At 70.0% G+C, this 14152-nt stretch carries 19 protein-coding genes; 7 read left to right on the forward strand and 12 right to left on the reverse strand.

Annotated features, from left to right (window positions below; genetic code table 11):
* Nucleotides 1–68: 68 nt before the first annotated feature.
* On the reverse strand, nt 69–743 hold the full coding sequence (phoU, locus tag EXE41_RS08310; RefSeq protein WP_049930819.1) for a phosphate signaling complex protein PhoU: 675 nt from the start codon (nt 741–743) through the stop codon (nt 69–71).
* Between the two features lie 253 nt (nt 744–996).
* Here phoU and EXE41_RS19900 point away from each other — a divergent pair, with 253 nt between their 5' ends.
* The 3 genes from EXE41_RS19900 (at nt 997) to EXE41_RS08320 (ending at nt 3313) form a co-directional block, all read left to right on the forward strand.
* Nucleotides 997–1131 carry a hypothetical protein gene (locus EXE41_RS19900; RefSeq protein ID WP_254921774.1) on the forward strand — a complete coding sequence of 45 codons (135 nt, stop codon included), beginning with the start codon at nt 997–999 and terminating at the stop codon, nt 1129–1131.
* A gap of 87 nt (nt 1132–1218) precedes the next feature.
* Nucleotides 1219–1956: a carbonic anhydrase gene (locus EXE41_RS08315; protein ID WP_137690739.1), complete on the forward strand. Its 738-nt coding sequence runs from the start codon at nt 1219–1221 to the stop codon at nt 1954–1956.
* Between the two features lie 103 nt (nt 1957–2059).
* The gene (locus EXE41_RS08320) at nt 2060–3313 is read left to right on the forward strand and encodes a PQQ-binding-like beta-propeller repeat protein (RefSeq protein WP_137690740.1); all 1254 of its coding nucleotides are present in this window, start codon (nt 2060–2062) and stop codon (nt 3311–3313) included.
* A 170-nt stretch (nt 3314–3483) separates the two neighbouring features.
* On the opposite strand, the gene ndk is transcribed toward EXE41_RS08320, so the two are convergent.
* Genes ndk through rpl7ae form a run of 4 tightly spaced genes read right to left on the reverse strand, consistent with a single transcriptional unit; the run spans nt 3484 to nt 4751 of the window.
* Complete coding sequence (ndk, locus tag EXE41_RS08325; RefSeq protein WP_137690741.1) at nt 3484–3963, reverse strand: nucleoside-diphosphate kinase; 480 nt, start codon at nt 3961–3963, stop codon at nt 3484–3486.
* A complete protein-coding gene (locus tag EXE41_RS08330; RefSeq protein ID WP_049930824.1) occupies nt 3960–4154 on the reverse strand; it encodes a 50S ribosomal protein L24e in 195 nt (64 codons plus the stop codon). Before EXE41_RS08330 ends, ndk begins: the two co-directional genes overlap by 4 nt.
* A 3-nt stretch (nt 4155–4157) precedes the next feature.
* Nucleotides 4158–4382 carry a 30S ribosomal protein S28e gene (locus EXE41_RS08335; protein WP_004595321.1) on the reverse strand — a complete coding sequence of 75 codons (225 nt, stop codon included), beginning with the start codon at nt 4380–4382 and terminating at the stop codon, nt 4158–4160.
* A 6-nt stretch (nt 4383–4388) separates the two neighbouring features.
* Nucleotides 4389–4751 (reverse strand): 50S ribosomal protein L7Ae, encoded by a 363-nt coding sequence (gene rpl7ae, locus EXE41_RS08340; RefSeq protein ID WP_006112392.1) that lies wholly within the window; start codon nt 4749–4751, stop codon nt 4389–4391.
* A 276-nt stretch (nt 4752–5027) separates the two neighbouring features.
* On the opposite strand from rpl7ae, the gene EXE41_RS08345 reads away from it, so the two are divergent.
* Together EXE41_RS08345 and EXE41_RS08350 are read left to right on the forward strand one after the other, a co-directional pair.
* Nucleotides 5028–6449: a bifunctional UDP-sugar hydrolase/5'-nucleotidase gene (locus tag EXE41_RS08345; RefSeq protein ID WP_137690742.1), complete on the forward strand. Its 1422-nt coding sequence runs from the start codon at nt 5028–5030 to the stop codon at nt 6447–6449.
* 143 nt (nt 6450–6592) lie between these two features.
* A complete protein-coding gene (locus tag EXE41_RS08350; protein ID WP_049930827.1) occupies nt 6593–7150 on the forward strand; it encodes a diadenylate cyclase in 558 nt (185 codons plus the stop codon).
* A 67-nt stretch (nt 7151–7217) separates the two neighbouring features.
* On the opposite strand, the gene EXE41_RS08355 is transcribed toward EXE41_RS08350, so the two are convergent.
* Nucleotides 7218–8111: a tetrahydrofolate dehydrogenase/cyclohydrolase catalytic domain-containing protein gene (locus EXE41_RS08355; protein ID WP_137690743.1), complete on the reverse strand. Its 894-nt coding sequence runs from the start codon at nt 8109–8111 to the stop codon at nt 7218–7220.
* A gap of 93 nt (nt 8112–8204) precedes the next feature.
* Nucleotides 8205–8981: an aldo/keto reductase gene (locus tag EXE41_RS08360; protein WP_137690744.1), complete on the reverse strand. Its 777-nt coding sequence runs from the start codon at nt 8979–8981 to the stop codon at nt 8205–8207.
* A 200-nt stretch (nt 8982–9181) separates the two neighbouring features.
* Between EXE41_RS08360 and EXE41_RS08365 the strand changes: the two genes are divergently transcribed.
* On the forward strand, nt 9182–9724 hold the full coding sequence (locus EXE41_RS08365) for a hypothetical protein (RefSeq protein ID WP_137690745.1): 543 nt from the start codon (nt 9182–9184) through the stop codon (nt 9722–9724).
* A gap of 34 nt (nt 9725–9758) precedes the next feature.
* Here EXE41_RS08365 and EXE41_RS08370 read toward each other — a convergent pair whose 3' ends face one another.
* The 3 genes from EXE41_RS08370 to EXE41_RS19270 form a co-directional block, all read right to left on the reverse strand.
* Nucleotides 9759–10514 (reverse strand): hypothetical protein, encoded by a 756-nt coding sequence (locus EXE41_RS08370; protein WP_049930833.1) that lies wholly within the window; start codon nt 10512–10514, stop codon nt 9759–9761.
* Between the two features lie 68 nt (nt 10515–10582).
* On the reverse strand, nt 10583–11266 hold the full coding sequence (locus EXE41_RS08375; protein ID WP_049930835.1) for an HAD family hydrolase: 684 nt from the start codon (nt 11264–11266) through the stop codon (nt 10583–10585).
* Nucleotides 11267–11323: 57 nt separating this feature from the next.
* Complete coding sequence (locus EXE41_RS19270) at nt 11324–11464, reverse strand: hypothetical protein (protein ID WP_169514831.1); 141 nt, start codon at nt 11462–11464, stop codon at nt 11324–11326.
* A 126-nt stretch (nt 11465–11590) separates the two neighbouring features.
* On the opposite strand from EXE41_RS19270, the gene EXE41_RS08380 reads away from it, so the two are divergent.
* A complete protein-coding gene (locus EXE41_RS08380) occupies nt 11591–12730 on the forward strand; it encodes a CBS domain-containing protein (RefSeq protein WP_049930836.1) in 1140 nt (379 codons plus the stop codon).
* A 127-nt stretch (nt 12731–12857) separates the two neighbouring features.
* On the opposite strand, the gene radB is transcribed toward EXE41_RS08380, so the two are convergent.
* A complete protein-coding gene (gene radB / locus EXE41_RS08385) occupies nt 12858–13565 on the reverse strand; it encodes a DNA repair and recombination protein RadB (protein WP_086219108.1) in 708 nt (235 codons plus the stop codon).
* A gap of 215 nt (nt 13566–13780) precedes the next feature.
* Nucleotides 13781–13987, reverse strand: a complete 207-nt coding sequence (locus tag EXE41_RS08390; protein WP_004595330.1) for a cold-shock protein — start codon at nt 13985–13987, stop codon at nt 13781–13783.
* Nucleotides 13988–14152: the final 165 nt, after the last annotated feature.

The raw sequence follows: 14152 nt of genomic DNA on the forward strand, positions 1-14152 counted from the left end.
CTCGGCGACGCGTTCTCAGCGGGCGGGCGACGGTACGTGGTGGGCGTCCCCAGACCGAGTGATCTCGGTCAGTACAGCAGTTCGTCGTCGTTCTCGATCATGTACAACGACCGGGCGGCGATGTTGACCGCGTGGTCGCCGACCCGTTCGAGGTCGCGGATCGTGAGGAGCAGCCGCGAGACGTTCTGCATGGTACCCTCCACGTCCTCGTCTTCGCGGAGCTCGTCGCGCTCGATGAGGTCGCGGACGACGAGGTCGCTCGCGGCCTCGCAGGCGGCGTCGACTTCGTCGTCCGACTCGGCGACGGCGTAGCAGCGCTCTGCGTCCGACTCCGCGTACGCGTCCATCGCCTCGTCCAGCATCGCCAGCGTGTCGTCGCCGATGCGCTGGACGTCGACGTCGGGGAACACCTCGCGGTCGGCCCGTTTGGCGTACTCGCCGAGGTTCGTCGCCAGGTCTGCGATCCGTTCGAGGTCGGTGATGATCTTGAACGAGGCCGCGATGAACCGCAGGTCCCCGGCCACCGGCTGCTGGAGCGCGATGAGGTCCGTACACTGTCCCTCCAGTTCGAGGTAGAGGTCGTTGATCTCGGCGTCGCCGGCGATCACCTCTTCGCCCAACTCCTCGTCCTGCTGTTCGAGCGCGTCGAGCCCCATCCGCAGGCGCTCGGCGACGACCTCGCTCATGTAGAGGACGTCGTCGCGGAGGTCTTCGAGCTTCGTCTGGTACTGTTCGCGTGGCATCTTGGCAGATCCGCCACGCCCGACGCACAAAAACACGTCGGCGGCCGGTTCCCGAACGCGGCAGCCGGGCGGTCGACGAATGACCGAGCGGAGCGACGAGGGAGCGGCCGCGACGACACCGACGCGTCGGCAGCGGTCACGACCCCGCGTGACTCGGCCGGTACCGGACGGGTTCGGCCGGTGACGGACTGGTTCGACCGGTAGCGGAGCCTCGGTCGAAGCGTTCAAACCCCGCGGCGACGACGGCTCGGATATGCAGAGCTTGGAAGACTTCGTCGTCGACGAGAACGAGGAGGCGCTCGCGCCCGCGGTGGTGCTCGCGACGATCGCGCTCCTCGCGGTGTTCGTCGTCGGAATCCTGGTCTCCGCGGTCGGGCTCGTCGCCTGACCCGTCCCGGCTGTTCGGGCAGGAAGACTCCGTCAGAAGCCCCCCCGCGCCACGGCGTTTTTTGTGCCCGCGGCCGGGCGGGACGGTATGGACCGCCGGATACTCGCCGACCTCTTCGGCCGCAACGACGACCACGTCGCCGCTCTCCCTCCCGACGTTTTCGACAGCCACCGCGACGGCCAGCGCCCCGGCGTGGTCTCCGTCTGCTGTTCCGACTCGCGCGTGTCACAGGAGGGGATGTTCGCCGTCGACGAGCCGGGGTTCCTCTTCACCTCCGGCGCCATCGGCAACAGCGTGAGCGCGCTCGTTGACGGCGAGCGCGTCCTCGACGGGAGCGTGGCGTACCCGCTCCGGCACACCCACACCGAGGTCCTCGCCGTGGTCGGCCACACCGGGTGCGGCGCGGTCGGCGCCGCGCTCGCGGCGGCGCGCACCGGCGAGTTCCCGGCCGAACCGGGCGTCCGCGCCGCCGTCGAGGCGCTGCTGCCGATCGTCGAGGCCGGGCTCGACGACCCGGCCGTCGTCGGCGAGGGTGACGGCGAGGCGGTCGACGGCACGACCGACGAGGACGCCGAGAGCGATGCCGGTGTCTCGGTCCGCGACCGGCTCGTCGAGTACAACGTTCACGAGCAGGTCGCGTTCGCCCGCGGCAGCGACGAGGCGGCCGACGCGACCGTGTACGGCTTCGTGTACGATCTCCACGGCGTCTACGGCGACCGTGACGGCGTCGCCTACCTCGTCAACGCCGACGGCGAGCGCGACCCGGCGGCGCTGCGCGACCTCGTCGGCGCGTCGCACGACGACCACGTGGCGACGCTCCTGTAGCGCGAGGGGCTCCAAGCCGCCGAGATCGGGAGGCACCGGGACGCCAAGGGCGAGGGGATCGCATCCGACAACCGTTTCACGGCGACGCCCGAAGGGGGTTCAAATGGACCGACGCGTCCTGTTCGCGACGCTGATCCTGCTGGCCGGCGGCGCGACCGGGGTGGGCGTGGCGCTGTTCGCGTTCGTCGGCGTCGACGACGCCACCACCGAGACGACAATCGTCTGGGAGTCCGGGCCGGCGCCCGGCGACGACGGCAGCGGCGCGGCGGTCGCGACCGTCGACGGCGAGCCGCTCCTCTTCCGCCCCGCGGCCGAGGACGGGTCGCGGGTCGTCCGCGCGACAGCCGTCGGGACCAACGAGACGCCTTGGTCGGTCCCGGTCTCCGGCCCGGACGCGGAGCGCGGCGGCGGGGACGCCGGCGACACGAACGGCTCCGACGGCAACGGCCCGGTCGGCGTCAGCGGGCTCACCGCGGGCACCCTCGCCGGCGACCCGGTCGTCGCGCTCACGACGGCGCCGGGGGAGCTCGTCGTCCTCGACGCCGCCGACGGGACGGAGCGGTTCGCGGTCGACCTCGGCGGTCCGAGCGGGGTCCGCCCCGCGATCGGCGACCTCACCGGCGACGGAAGTCGGGAGGTGGCCGCGGTCACGACCGACGGGGGCGTTCGCGTCGTCGACGCCGCGGGCGACTCGGTCGCCGAGGCCTCGCTGGTGGGCGAGATCAGCCGCCGACCGCTCATCGTCGAACCGGACGCTGAGGCCGACGAGCGGGGCGGACTCGCGGTGCTGACGACCGCGGGCGCCCCCGCGACGGTCCACATGCTCGACGCGAGCGGCGGGACGCGATGGACGACCGAGCCGACCGTGAATCCGCTGAGCTGGAACGCAGCGGACAGCCGGGACGGGCCAGTGCTCGCGCTCGGCGGCGCCAACGGGAACATCGAGACGCTGGAGACGAGCGACGGCTCGGACCGGTACGAGGTCGGCCTTCAGGATCTCCCGGTCGCGATCGGCGATGCGGACCCCGGACGGGTGTACGTCGGCGGCTCCGGGAGCGTCTGGGCCGTCGACCTCCTCGACGGCGAGGTCGTCTGGAAACAGCAGTACGGTGCCTCGACCCGGATCAACGAGCCGCGCATGGGCGACGTCGACGGCAACGGCGAACTCGCGCCCGTGGTGGTCAACCGCGACGGCGAGGCCCTCGCGATGACCCAACAGGGCGAGGTGACCGCCCGGGGCGGTCCCGCCGAGGTCGTCGCGTACGGCGGTCCCCTGTTCGCCGACGTCACCGGCGACGGCGGTGACGAGGTGATCGTCGTCGCGGACGACGGGACCGCGATCGCGGTCGACACGTGATTCCGGGAGCGGCGCTCGGCGACAGTTTATGCCGGCAAGGCAGAGCAAAACCAACCGACTGCGCCGCGCTCAGCGCGAATATTCACCGGAAACGCGGTGTGTCGCGTGAGCGGTAGCTCTGTGCGGGATCGGACAGCGGAGAAACGGTAGACGCTCCGCGAGCAGCCGCGTCAGTGAGATTCGTCCTCGTACACCCACGCGGCGGTGTCGAGGTCGTAGTCGACGAGCTCCTCGTCGTCGAAGAACAGGTCGATCTCGCGCTCGTTCGCGCCCTCGCCCTCGTGGTCCGACGCGTGGATCACGTTGTGGCCGAGGTCTAAGCCGAAGTCGCCGCGGATCGTGCCCGGGGCGGACTCGGCGGGGTCGGTCTCGCCGACCATCGCGCGGACCTGCCGGGTCGCGTCCGCGCCCTCCCACACCATCGCGAAGACGGGGCCGGAGGTAATGAACTCGACGAGGCCGTCGAAGAACGGCTTGTCCTCGTGTTCACCGTAATGGTTCTTCGCGAGATCCTCGTCGAGCTGGACGAACTTCCCGGCGACGAGCTTGAGCCCGCGCTCCTCGAAGCGGGAGACGATCTCGCCGATGAGACCGCGCTGGACGCCGTCGGGCTTCACCATCACGAAGGTGCGCTCGTCGTGGTGGCTCACTGCTCGTCGCCTCCGGCCCGGTGACCCTCCTCGGTCCACTCGACGTCGCGCGCCTCGCGGCCGAGGAAGTAGTTCTTCTCCGCCTTCGAGTCGACGAAGTGGAGGATCTGTCCGTCCTTCTTCACGTACATCGTGCCCGTGCCGGGCTCGATCTCCTCACCGCTGTAATCGCAGGTGCGTGTCTCGACCATTGGTTATCGGCCTCCGATGGAGTCGGCGTCGCGCTGGGTCTCCCGCAGCTGGAGCACGTCGCCCAGACGGACGGGACCCAGGACGTTCCGGGTGATGATCCGGCCCTGGTTCGATCCCTCTTGGATGCGGCACTTGACCTGCATGGCCTCGCCGTGCATCCCGGTCTTGCCGACGACCTCGATGACCTCCGCGGTCGTCGAGTCGCCGGTGCCCTCTTCTGCGCTCATGGGAGGTTATCGGAGCTCCGCGACCTTCTCGCCGATGTCCTCGACGTCGTCGTCGGCGTCGCCGGCGTCGACGACGGCGGCGGCGGCCGAGCCGACCTCGAGGCCGGCGGCCTGCCCGACCTCGTCCTGCGTGTCGACGAAGGCGACGGGGATCCCCTTCTCCTCGGCGAGCTCGGGGAGGTGCATCACAATCTCCTCGGGGGAGACGTCCTCGGCGACGATGACGAGGTCGGCGTTGCCGCGCTCGACGGCCTTGGTGGTCTCGTTGGTTCCTTTCTTCACGGTACCGGTGTCTCGGGCGACCTCGAGCGCTTCGAGGGATCGCTCCGCGAGGTCCGCCGGGGTGTCGTAGTCTACGTAAACGGGCATATGTTGTTCACCTATCCTCCGTGCGGGCTCGCGTGCCCGTCCCGTGGTCGGTCCCTAACGGAACGGCACATCATCAACCCCACAGAGGCTGTGCCCCGTGGTAGTCAGGACATCCATAAAAGCGCTTTCAATGTCTCGCGCGTGTGCGAGCGGGAGTCACGGGGCGAGATCGCGGGCAGGACCGGCCGTACCGCGGTCGCCGTCGCACCGCCTGCGGCGGACCCGGCGACACTCCGCGCTTTTTATGCGTCGCTCGCCCCTCAGTCGACTCGACGAATGGTCCGCCTCGTTCACTACTCCGACATCGAGAACGTCTTCGACGCCCCCGAGCGAGCGGCGCGCCTCGCCGGCCGGATCCGAGCGCTCTCGGGCCCCGACGCCGCGGTCGTCGGCACCGGCGACACGACCGCGCCGGGCGTCCTCTCGCTGGTCGCGACGGGCAGGCAGGTCCTCGACTTCTACGAGGTGACTGACACCGCCCTCGACACGTTCGGCAACCACGAGTTCGACTACGGTCCCGACCCGCTCCGCGGCCTCGTCGCCGACTCGCCCGCGACGTTCGTCTCCGCGAACGTCCGCGGCGAGGCCGGCGAGCCGTTCGGCCGCGACGAGGGCGTCGTCCCGTGGGCAACCCGCGAGGTCGACGGCGAGACGGTCGGGTTCGTCGGCGTCACCGACCCCGCGACGGACTCGCTTAACCCCATGGCCGCCGACCTCTCGTTCGACGACCCCGTCTCGGCCGCGCGCGACGCGCTGGCCGAGATGCGCGCCGCGGTCGCCGAGCGCGAGAGAGGCGGGGGCGGCGACGAGGGCCTCAATCACGTTGTCGTCCTCTCGCACCTCGGCGCGGGCGACGACGACCTCGCCCGCGAGCTCGACGTCGACGCGATCGCCGGCGGCCACGTCCACAGCCGTCGGAACGAGGTCGTCGACGATACCCTGCTCGTCCGACCCGGTGTCAACGGCGAGGCGGTGGCCGAGATCGACCTCGATTCCGAGCCGCCGACCGCGACGCTCCACGAGCCCGACGGGGCCGACCCCGCGCCGGGGCTCGCCGACGCGCTCGCCGAGCGGATGGCCGCGGCCGACCTCGACGAGACCGTCGACACCGTCGACCGACCGATAGAGCGGTCCGGCGACGTGGTCCACGGCGGGGAGTGCCGCGTCGGCAACTTCGTCGCGGACGCGTTCCGGTGGGTCCACGACGCCGACGTGGGGCTGTCGAACGCGGGCGGGCTCCGCCAGGGCGACCCGTGGACGGGCGACGTGACGAAGGCCGACCTGATCAGCCTGATCCCGTTCGAGGAGCCGGTGGCGCTCGCGTCGGTCACCGGCGCGGAGCTCAGCGACGTGTTCCGCGAGATGGCCGCCCCCGACGTGGACTTCGGCGAGGACGACTGGTGGCACGGCCACATCTCGAACGCCCGCGTCGTCTGGGACGACGACGCCGAACTGGTCTTAGAAGCCACCGTCGGGGGCGAGCCCATCGACCCGGACGCGCGCTACACGGTCGCCGTCTCGGAGTACCTGCTCCACTCCGAACACGAGTACCCGACGCTCGGCCAGCGTCATCGGGTCGACGAGGCGGACATCCAGTACGAGGTGTTGGCCGCTTACGCCCGCGAACACGGGATCGCCCCCGAGATTGAGGGACGGATCGAGATCCGGAACCGGGCCCCCGCGGCAGACGACGACTGAACGAGCGGCGACGGGCGGGCGGTCGGGATGCGAGTGTCGGATCGCGTCTCGAAGCGGCGAGTCCGGCGTCACGGCCCCGGTAGGTTCGATCGGGTCACCGAGAGAGAGTTTAACACTGTTTGTTTCGTGTGTACATATAGCACATGGACGCGCTTGACGAGGTGCTCGGGAAGTACGCGACGAGCCAGAAGCTGATGGATCACATCAGGTACACCGCCGAGTCGCTGAGCATGGAATTCGACGGCTGGGGCGAACAGTACGTGAGCGGTCCCAGTCTCTACGTCCTCATCGTCGCCGAGGTGAACTTCGCCGACTACACCGACCCCCTCGGCGACAACGAGTGGCCGGTCGACCGGTGCCGCGTTGTCACGGAGTCGCGTGATACGTTCACGAAGGTCGCCCGGGACGTGGCGTTCAGTCGAGACGGGGCCGTCATCGTGACCGGCGACGGTACCGTTCAGCGACAGATGGTGCGGGTCCGGAACCCCTCTCGCGGCGAGATCGAAGACGTCGACGGCCTCGAGTTCCCCGGCTGGATGGGGACCAAACACATGAGCGCCTTGGAGACGTCGCTCCGCGACGACGTCCTATGGGGAATCACGCTCAGCGAGGAGGACGGACGCGTTACGACGTTCCTGAACGGTACGTACCAGGACTACCCTCGCGACGAGATCGGGGGGCGGTGGCGACCCGAGACGTAGGCGGACGCCCCACCGAGCGACGACCGCGAGGTTTCGGCGGGACCGTGCGCGTCCGTCGCCGCCCCGGCTACTCGAGGTCGACCTCGACGTCGCGCTGGAGTCCGGCCGCCTTCACCGTGTTGTACAGCAACATCGCGCGCGTCATCGGCCCGACGCCGCCGGGGACCGGCGTGATAGCGCCCGCGACTTCCTCCGCCGACTCGTAGTCCACGTCGCCCACCAGCTCGTACCCCTTCTCGGTGTCGGCGTCGACGCGGTTGATCCCCACGTCGATCACGGTCGCGCCCTCTTTGAGGGTTGAGCCGTCGACGAACTCGGGGATACCGGCGGCCGCGACGACGATGTCCGCGTCGGCCAGTTCCCCCTCTAGGTCTTCGGTTCGGGAGTGGCAGACGGTCGTCGTCGCGTTGCCGGTCGGGGACTTCTGTATCAGCAGGTTCGCCATCGGCTTGCCGACGATGTCGGAGCGGCCGACGACGACCGCGTCCGCGCCCTCCGTCTCCACGTCGTAGGCGGCGAGCAGCTTCTGGACGCCGTGGGGGGTACAGGGCTTGAACCGGGCGTCGCCCGCGACGAGGCGGCCGACGTTCTCCGGGTGGAAGCCGTCAACGTCCTTCTCGGGGGCGATCCGCCGGAGGACGGTCCGCTTGTCCACGTGGTCCGGGAGCGGGAGCTGGACCAATATCCCGTGAACGTCGTCGCGGTCGTTGAGGTCGTCGATCGTCTCGTACAGCCGCTCGGCGGGCGCGTCCGCGTCGATCTCGACATGGAAGCTCTCGATGCCCACTTCCTCGCAGTCGCGCTGCTTCATCGAGACGTACGTCTCGCTGGCGGGGTCGTCGCTCATCAGCACCGTGGCGAGGCCCGGCTCGACCCCGGAGTCGGACAGCCGCGACACCTCGTCGGCGACCGCGTCTCGCACGTCCGCCGCGACCGCCTCCCCGTCGATGATCTCCGTCATGAGCGATTCTCGTCGTCCCCGCGGTAAAAGTGAACCGGGATCATGCGTATCGAGTCTCTCATAACTCCCAGGTTATACGTATATGTGGATCAGCTACTCCGGGAACAGCTCTTCCTCGCGCTCGACGGCGCCGATCGCGGCGACCTCCGCGTCGGTCAGTTCGAGGTCGGCCGCCGCGAGGTTGGCGCGGAGGTGGGCCTCGCTCGACGCCTTCGGGATCGTCACCACCGGCTCCTTCGCGGCCGCCCACGCGATCGCGACCGCCTCGGGCGTCGCGTCGTGCGCCTCGGCGACCGCGGCGACGGCGTCGATCTCGCGCACCCGACCGCCAGCGAGCGGCGAGTAGGCGACGACCGGATACCCGTGTTCGCGGGCGTGACCGAGTAGCTCGGGTCGGAGGAACAGCGGGTGGAGTTCGGTCTGGTGGGCCGCGGGCGGCCGTCCGAGAACCTCGATCGCGCGGTCGAGGTCCGCGACCTCGAAGTTCGAGACGCCGACGTTCCGCACGAGTCCGTCGTCGCCCACGCGGTCGATGGCGGGCAGCGTCGTCTCGGGGTCGTAGTCGCCGCGAGGGCGGTGAACGTACAGCAGGTCTATCGCGTCGACGCCGAGCCGGTCCGCGCTCTCGCGGGCCGCGGGCGCGACCGCGCCGGCCGCGAGGTCGTCTGTCCAGAGCTTCGTCGCGACGGTCACGTCGCCGCGGTCGAGGTCGCCGTCGGCCAGCCCGGCGGCGAGCCCGTCGCCCACGACCGCCTCGTTGTCGTAGATCCGAGCGGTGTCGAGGTGGCGGTAGCCGACGGAGACCGCCGTCGCGACCGCACCCGGATCGTCGATCCCCATCGTTCCGAGACCGACCGGCGGGAGGTCCATGTCGCGACGTGCGCGGGACGGGAACTAAAGGCTCTCGCCGTGTGAGCTGGACGGCGGGGCCGCGCTCGCGGCCGTGAGTTGACGCCAGCAGTTACGAGCGCGGCCCCCGTACGGACGCTCATGTTTCCCTCCCCCTTACACAGTCGTCGACCCGCCCTCCAGCGCTCGCGCGTCGCGTCGGTGGTCGGCGCCGACGCCGCATGAGCCGGACCGGCGCGTGGTCGCTCCCGACGGCCGCGGGACGCGTCGCGGTCGCCCCGGGCGAGATGCGCGTCCGGAACCGACCCGACCGCACGTGCGTCGAGGGGCTCCGGGCCCTCGCGAACGGCCGAGCGCCTTCCGTCGGTCGCGACGTTTCGGGGTCGGCGGTCGCCGCCGCTATCGCCGCGCTCGGGACGCTACTGGAGCGGGTCGGCAGCGGCGGGACCGGTGGCGGGATCGCCGCGTTCGGGCTCGTGACCGGGTTCGCCGGGGTTTGCGTCTCGGCCGTCCGGAACGCGCGGACGGAGATACCGCTGCGAGACGTCCGGCGCGCCGAGTTCAGGGACGGCGACGTGGTCGTCGTTCACGAGGACGAAGACGGCGACGCGGTCGAGACGGCCTTCCGACCGCGGTCGCCCGCGGCCCGGAACGGCGCGCCGCTCGCGCTCCGCCTTCGCGGCGTCGACCTGCGCGGTGCCGACGACGCCGACGGCGTCTCCCGGACCGTCGTCGACGCGCCCGAGACGGAACTCGTCGCGTGAACCGTGACGGCTCGTCCCGTTGTCCTACCGGGGTTCACCGCGTCATCGACACCGACCGCTCGACGACCTCGTACCCCTGCGCGGCGAGCGCCTCGGCGTAGTACCGCTCGGCGACCCGCCCCTGCGGGAGCCGCCGGAGGCCGAACCGGCGCGTCGGTCGCAGTTCGAGGTCGACGACGGTCCCGCCGTCGGTCGTCTCGCGGACCGTCGCCGCGTACGAGGCCCACGGCCGACCGTCCGCCGTCCCCTCTATCTCGACCGTCGCGACCGGCGGGTGGTCGGAATCGCTCTCGCCGACCGCGGCGTCGTCGACCGCGTCCCTCCCGCTCACGTCGACGGAGAGGTCGAGCTCGACCGACTTGAGGCCGAGGAGATACGAGAACTCGTAGGTCGCGTCCGTCCCGGGCGCGCTTCTGTCGGTAGCGGCGTCGGTCGACGCTGCCGTGTCGGCGGCGCTCCGGACCTCGTCGGCGACGCCCCACTGGAACGCGAGGTTCGGCGGTCTCGCCGACCCGAACCGCCGGACGACCGCTCCGGGCGACGCGTCCGTCCGGAGGCGAGTCGAGCCGCGCCGTCGAAACACGGGCACGCGGAGCGCGACGACGATGACGGCGCCGACCGCCACGCCGGGCCAGAACGAGATGGCGACGACCGCCGCGAGAAACGCGACGACGACGAGCAGCGCGAGGGTCCAGCCGACGGCGCGCTCCGCCCGGCGGTAGCGAGCGACGACGGACCGCACGTCCGATGCGTCTGTGTCGAGGGGCTGACTCGCGGAGGGCGAGGGCATCGCCCGCGCTTCGTGGACCGATCACATGTCCGTTTTGATCGCGCGGCCGTCGCGAGTCACACGCCGAATCAGATCCCGCCGTCGGCGTCGGGCGGCGCTCGCCCGCAGATGCTCACGAGGTCGTGGAGGTCGTCGATCTCGTAGGTCGGGTGGCAGTCCAGTTCGGTCGACCGGCGGTGAGGGCGGCGGAGGAACGCGGAGTCGATTCCCGCGTTGTCGGCCGCGCGCACGTCCGACTCGTTGTCGCCGACGAACAGCGCCGTCTCGGCGCCGAGGTCTTCGAGGGCGCGCTCGATGTAGTACGGCGAGGGCTTCTTCCGCGAGAGGCTGGCCACCGAGGGGTCGCGGCCGTACGCGACCTCGAAGTGGTCCGCGAGCCCGAAGTGGTCCAAGAGCGCGTCGACGGTCGCCTGCTGGTTCGAGGAGACGACGCCGAGGGAGGCGTCCAGCGCGCGGACGACGTCCACGTCGTCGTACGGCGTCTTCTGTCCCTCCCGGGCGGCGTCGATCTGCGCCGCCGACGCGACCTCGTCTCTGACCCGCCAGAACTCCGCCGGGTCGACGCCGTAGCGCTCGCAGATGTCGGCCAGGGTGGCGGGGTCGACCCCGACGGCGACGTCGTCGACGTGGGCGAGGTCCGGGTCCTCGACGCCGAGGCTCACGAAGGCGTCCCAGGCGGCCTCGCGGAGCGTGTCGAACGGCGTCCGCCCGACCAACACCCCGTCGTTGTCGAAGACGACGGCGTCGTACACGCATCGCCGTGGGTGGGTAACGGGCAAAAAGGTTTCACACGTCGGCCGGTCGGTGCCTCAGACGCCGAAGAGCCGGAGGAAGAGCCCGGCGAGCAGCGCCAGCGCACCGACGATCACGCCGACGAAGGGGATCGGTACCGGGAGCGGGATCACGATCAGCGCGACGCCGACGGCGATCAGCGCGGTCGAGAGCCTCACGGGATCGCTTCGCCGTCGACGCTCAAATACCTTCAGGCGGATTGCGCGCGGCTGACGACCGCCCCCGGCGAGCGCGATAACTCCCGCACTTTCAATACCCGTCCCGTCGAACTCTCAGAACGGACCATGAACATCTCTGATATCGCAGTGCCGGAATACGTCGAGGTCGACGTCGACGAGCGTCTCGCCAAGGTCCGTTCTATCTTCGAGCGAGAGAACCCGAAGGGGATCGTCGTCGTCGAGGACGGCGAGTACGCCGGGGTCGTCGGGGAGAAACAGCTCATGCGCTCGCGCATGGAGGACGACACGAAGGTGTCGGCGGTGATGAAGCCGGCGCCCTCCGTCGACCGTCACGAGGACGTCCGCGAGACCGCCCGGCTCCTCGTCGAGGGCGACGTGAAGATCGCGCCCGTCTACGAGGGCGAGAAGCTCTTCGGTATCGTCACGGTCGACCAGATCCTCGAGGCCGTCCTCGACAGCCTCGACGCGATCACCGTCGGCCAGATCGCCACCGAGGACGTGATCGGCATCGGTGAGACCGAGAGCGTCGGGCGCGCCATCAACCGCCTCCGCGAGAACGGCGTCTCCCGACTGCCGGTCCTCGGCGACGACGGCGACCTCGTCGGCGTCGTCACCACGAACGACATCGTGGAGTTCGTCGTCCGCGACCAGGAGCGACAGGGCAGCGGCGACCGCGCGGGCGACATCGACCGGATGCTCGACATCCCCGTCTACGACATCATGTCGAGCCCCGTCGTCACCGCGCGGAACGCCGAGACCGCCCAGGCGGTCGTCGAGCGCATGTTCGACAACGATGTCTCCGGGCTCGTCGTCACGCCCGAGGGCGTCGACACCGTCGCCGGGATGGTGACGAAGACCGACGTGCTGCGCGCGCTCACGTTCACCGAACAGGATTCGATGGACGTCCAGATCACCAACGTCGACCTGTTGGAGGGGACCTCCCGCGAACACATCGTTGAGTCCATCGAGCAGGTCGCCGACAAGTACGCGGACATGCACGTCATCCACGCGCACGTCCGACTCCACGCGCACAAGGAGAAGCTCCGCGGCACGCCCCTGATCCAGTGTCAGATCCGCCTCCGCACCAACGAGGGTCAGGTCGGCGGCTCCGGCGAGGGGTACGGCGCCGAACACGCCTTCCACGTCGCGCTCGACAAGCTGGAGCGGAACGTCTTGGAGATCAAGGGCGTCAACGCTGACGAAGAATACCGCGGCCAGCTCCTCCGGAAGCTCGGCGACCTCTAAGTCGGTAGCGACCCGCGACGGCGGACGCGCGCTTCGCGTCGCCGTCGACAAACCCCGACCGCACCGCCGGGACGGGACCGTCTCCGGCGTGCGTTTTCCGTCGCTGCGTCTCATTCTTCCCCGCCGATCACGCGTCCGAGCCCTCGGCGAGTCCGTCGCCGACGATCCGGAAGGTCGCGGTGTCGCCGGCCGGCTTCGACCGGTGCTTCTCGAGGGTGGCACGGCGGTTCCCACCGCGGTACCGGTCGACGCGCAGGATGGCCCCGGTCCAGTGGTTGAGGGTGTTCCCGCCGAGCGCGCGGTCGCGGTCGCCGTCCGGGTCGGTGAACACCTGGTTCGTGATGATCACAGCGATGTCGTGACGGCGGGCTAACGAGAGGAGGTGCGTCACCTGCTTCGCGACCTTCCGGAGCGACTCGCCGCCCTCGGTGTCACCGGCGCGCTCCAGCCGGTAGAAGCCCGTCGCGGAGTCCAACACGATCAGCTCGACCTCCTCGGCGAGCTCCTCGGCGTCGCGCACCGCCTCGCGCTGGTCGTCGAAGTCGTACGCCTCGGAGATCACGAGCCGCGAGGCGATCGAATCGACCGTCTCGTCGGTGTCCGGGTCGTCGGCGCGGCCCGCGGCCAGCTGCTCGAACCGATCGATCGAGAGCCCCTCGGTGTCGACGTAGAGGGCGCGGTCGCCGCCGGCCGCGACCTCCACCGCGGCCGCGAGCGCGAGGTTCGTCTTCCCGGCGGCCGGCGGCCCGTACACCTGCGTGACGACGCCGCGCTCGAAGCCGCCGCCCAACAGCTCGTCGACCGGGCGACAGCCGGTCGGGATCGGATCGCTCACTGTGAAGTGATCCGCCCGCGCTCGTATTTAAACGGTCGATCGCGTCGCCGTCGGGAGAGCGCCGTCCCACGTCGAAATGAGTCGCTCCCCGTCGGAGAGAGCCGGCGCTCGTCGAGGTGTGATAAGTGTGAGAGAAACGGAGATAGGCGCCATTCGCGTCGAACGACGGCCGAAATCCGGTAGTGCGTGCGGACGCGCCGTCCGCTACGTGGGGGTTAGTTGCGGACGAGGTTCGTCGCGCGGGGTCCCTTGGGGGACGATTCGATGTCGAATTCCACTTCCTGACCCTCCTCGAGGTCCGGGCCGCCGACGTCTTCCATGTGGAAGAACACGTCTTCGTCGTCGTCGAGGTCGCCGTCGTCAGTCGAGATGAAACCGTAGCCGCCAGTGTCGTTGAAGAAATCAACCTTACCGTTTGCCATTGCGAATAAACGTACAGCCCGTTCGGGGATAACCCTTGCGAGGGCCACGGTACCACGGAGGTTCCGGACGTTCGTCTATCGGAGATGTTCCGTGTACGGCCGTCTCTCAGGGGCGTCTCGCCGGTCTGCGGCGGTTGCGGTCGTGTTCACCGCGCGCAACCAGCC

The sequence above is a fragment of the Halorubrum sp. SD690R genome (assembly GCF_005435035.1).
In the GTDB taxonomy this organism is placed as follows: Archaea; Halobacteriota; Halobacteria; order Halobacteriales; family Haloferacaceae; genus Halorubrum; species Halorubrum ezzemoulense.

What these genes read in the sequence shown, in the direction of transcription:
- EXE41_RS08360 (WP_137690744.1), bottom strand. Translation starts at nt 8,981, where the DNA reads ATGGACCTCCCGCCGGTCGGTCTCGGAACGATGGGGATCGACGATCCG.
- phoU (WP_049930819.1), bottom strand. Translation starts at nt 743, where the DNA reads ATGCCACGCGAACAGTACCAGACGAAGCTCGAAGACCTCCGCGACGAC.
- EXE41_RS08330 (WP_049930824.1), bottom strand. Translation starts at nt 4,154, where the DNA reads ATGGTCGAGACACGCACCTGCGATTACAGCGGTGAGGAGATCGAGCCC.
- EXE41_RS19900 (WP_254921774.1), top strand. Translation starts at nt 997, where the DNA reads ATGCAGAGCTTGGAAGACTTCGTCGTCGACGAGAACGAGGAGGCGCTC.
- EXE41_RS08365 (WP_137690745.1), top strand. Translation starts at nt 9,182, where the DNA reads ATGAGCCGGACCGGCGCGTGGTCGCTCCCGACGGCCGCGGGACGCGTC.
- EXE41_RS08315 (WP_137690739.1), top strand. Translation starts at nt 1,219, where the DNA reads ATGGACCGCCGGATACTCGCCGACCTCTTCGGCCGCAACGACGACCAC.
- EXE41_RS08345 (WP_137690742.1), top strand. Translation starts at nt 5,028, where the DNA reads ATGGTCCGCCTCGTTCACTACTCCGACATCGAGAACGTCTTCGACGCC.
- rpl7ae (WP_006112392.1), bottom strand. Translation starts at nt 4,751, where the DNA reads ATGCCCGTTTACGTAGACTACGACACCCCGGCGGACCTCGCGGAGCGA.
- EXE41_RS08335 (WP_004595321.1), bottom strand. Translation starts at nt 4,382, where the DNA reads ATGAGCGCAGAAGAGGGCACCGGCGACTCGACGACCGCGGAGGTCATC.
- EXE41_RS08320 (WP_137690740.1), top strand. Translation starts at nt 2,060, where the DNA reads ATGGACCGACGCGTCCTGTTCGCGACGCTGATCCTGCTGGCCGGCGGC.
- EXE41_RS08370 (WP_049930833.1), bottom strand. Translation starts at nt 10,514, where the DNA reads ATGCCCTCGCCCTCCGCGAGTCAGCCCCTCGACACAGACGCATCGGAC.
- EXE41_RS08390 (WP_004595330.1), bottom strand. Translation starts at nt 13,987, where the DNA reads ATGGCAAACGGTAAGGTTGATTTCTTCAACGACACTGGCGGCTACGGT.
- EXE41_RS08350 (WP_049930827.1), top strand. Translation starts at nt 6,593, where the DNA reads ATGGACGCGCTTGACGAGGTGCTCGGGAAGTACGCGACGAGCCAGAAG.
- EXE41_RS08380 (WP_049930836.1), top strand. Translation starts at nt 11,591, where the DNA reads ATGAACATCTCTGATATCGCAGTGCCGGAATACGTCGAGGTCGACGTC.
- EXE41_RS08355 (WP_137690743.1), bottom strand. Translation starts at nt 8,111, where the DNA reads ATGACGGAGATCATCGACGGGGAGGCGGTCGCGGCGGACGTGCGAGAC.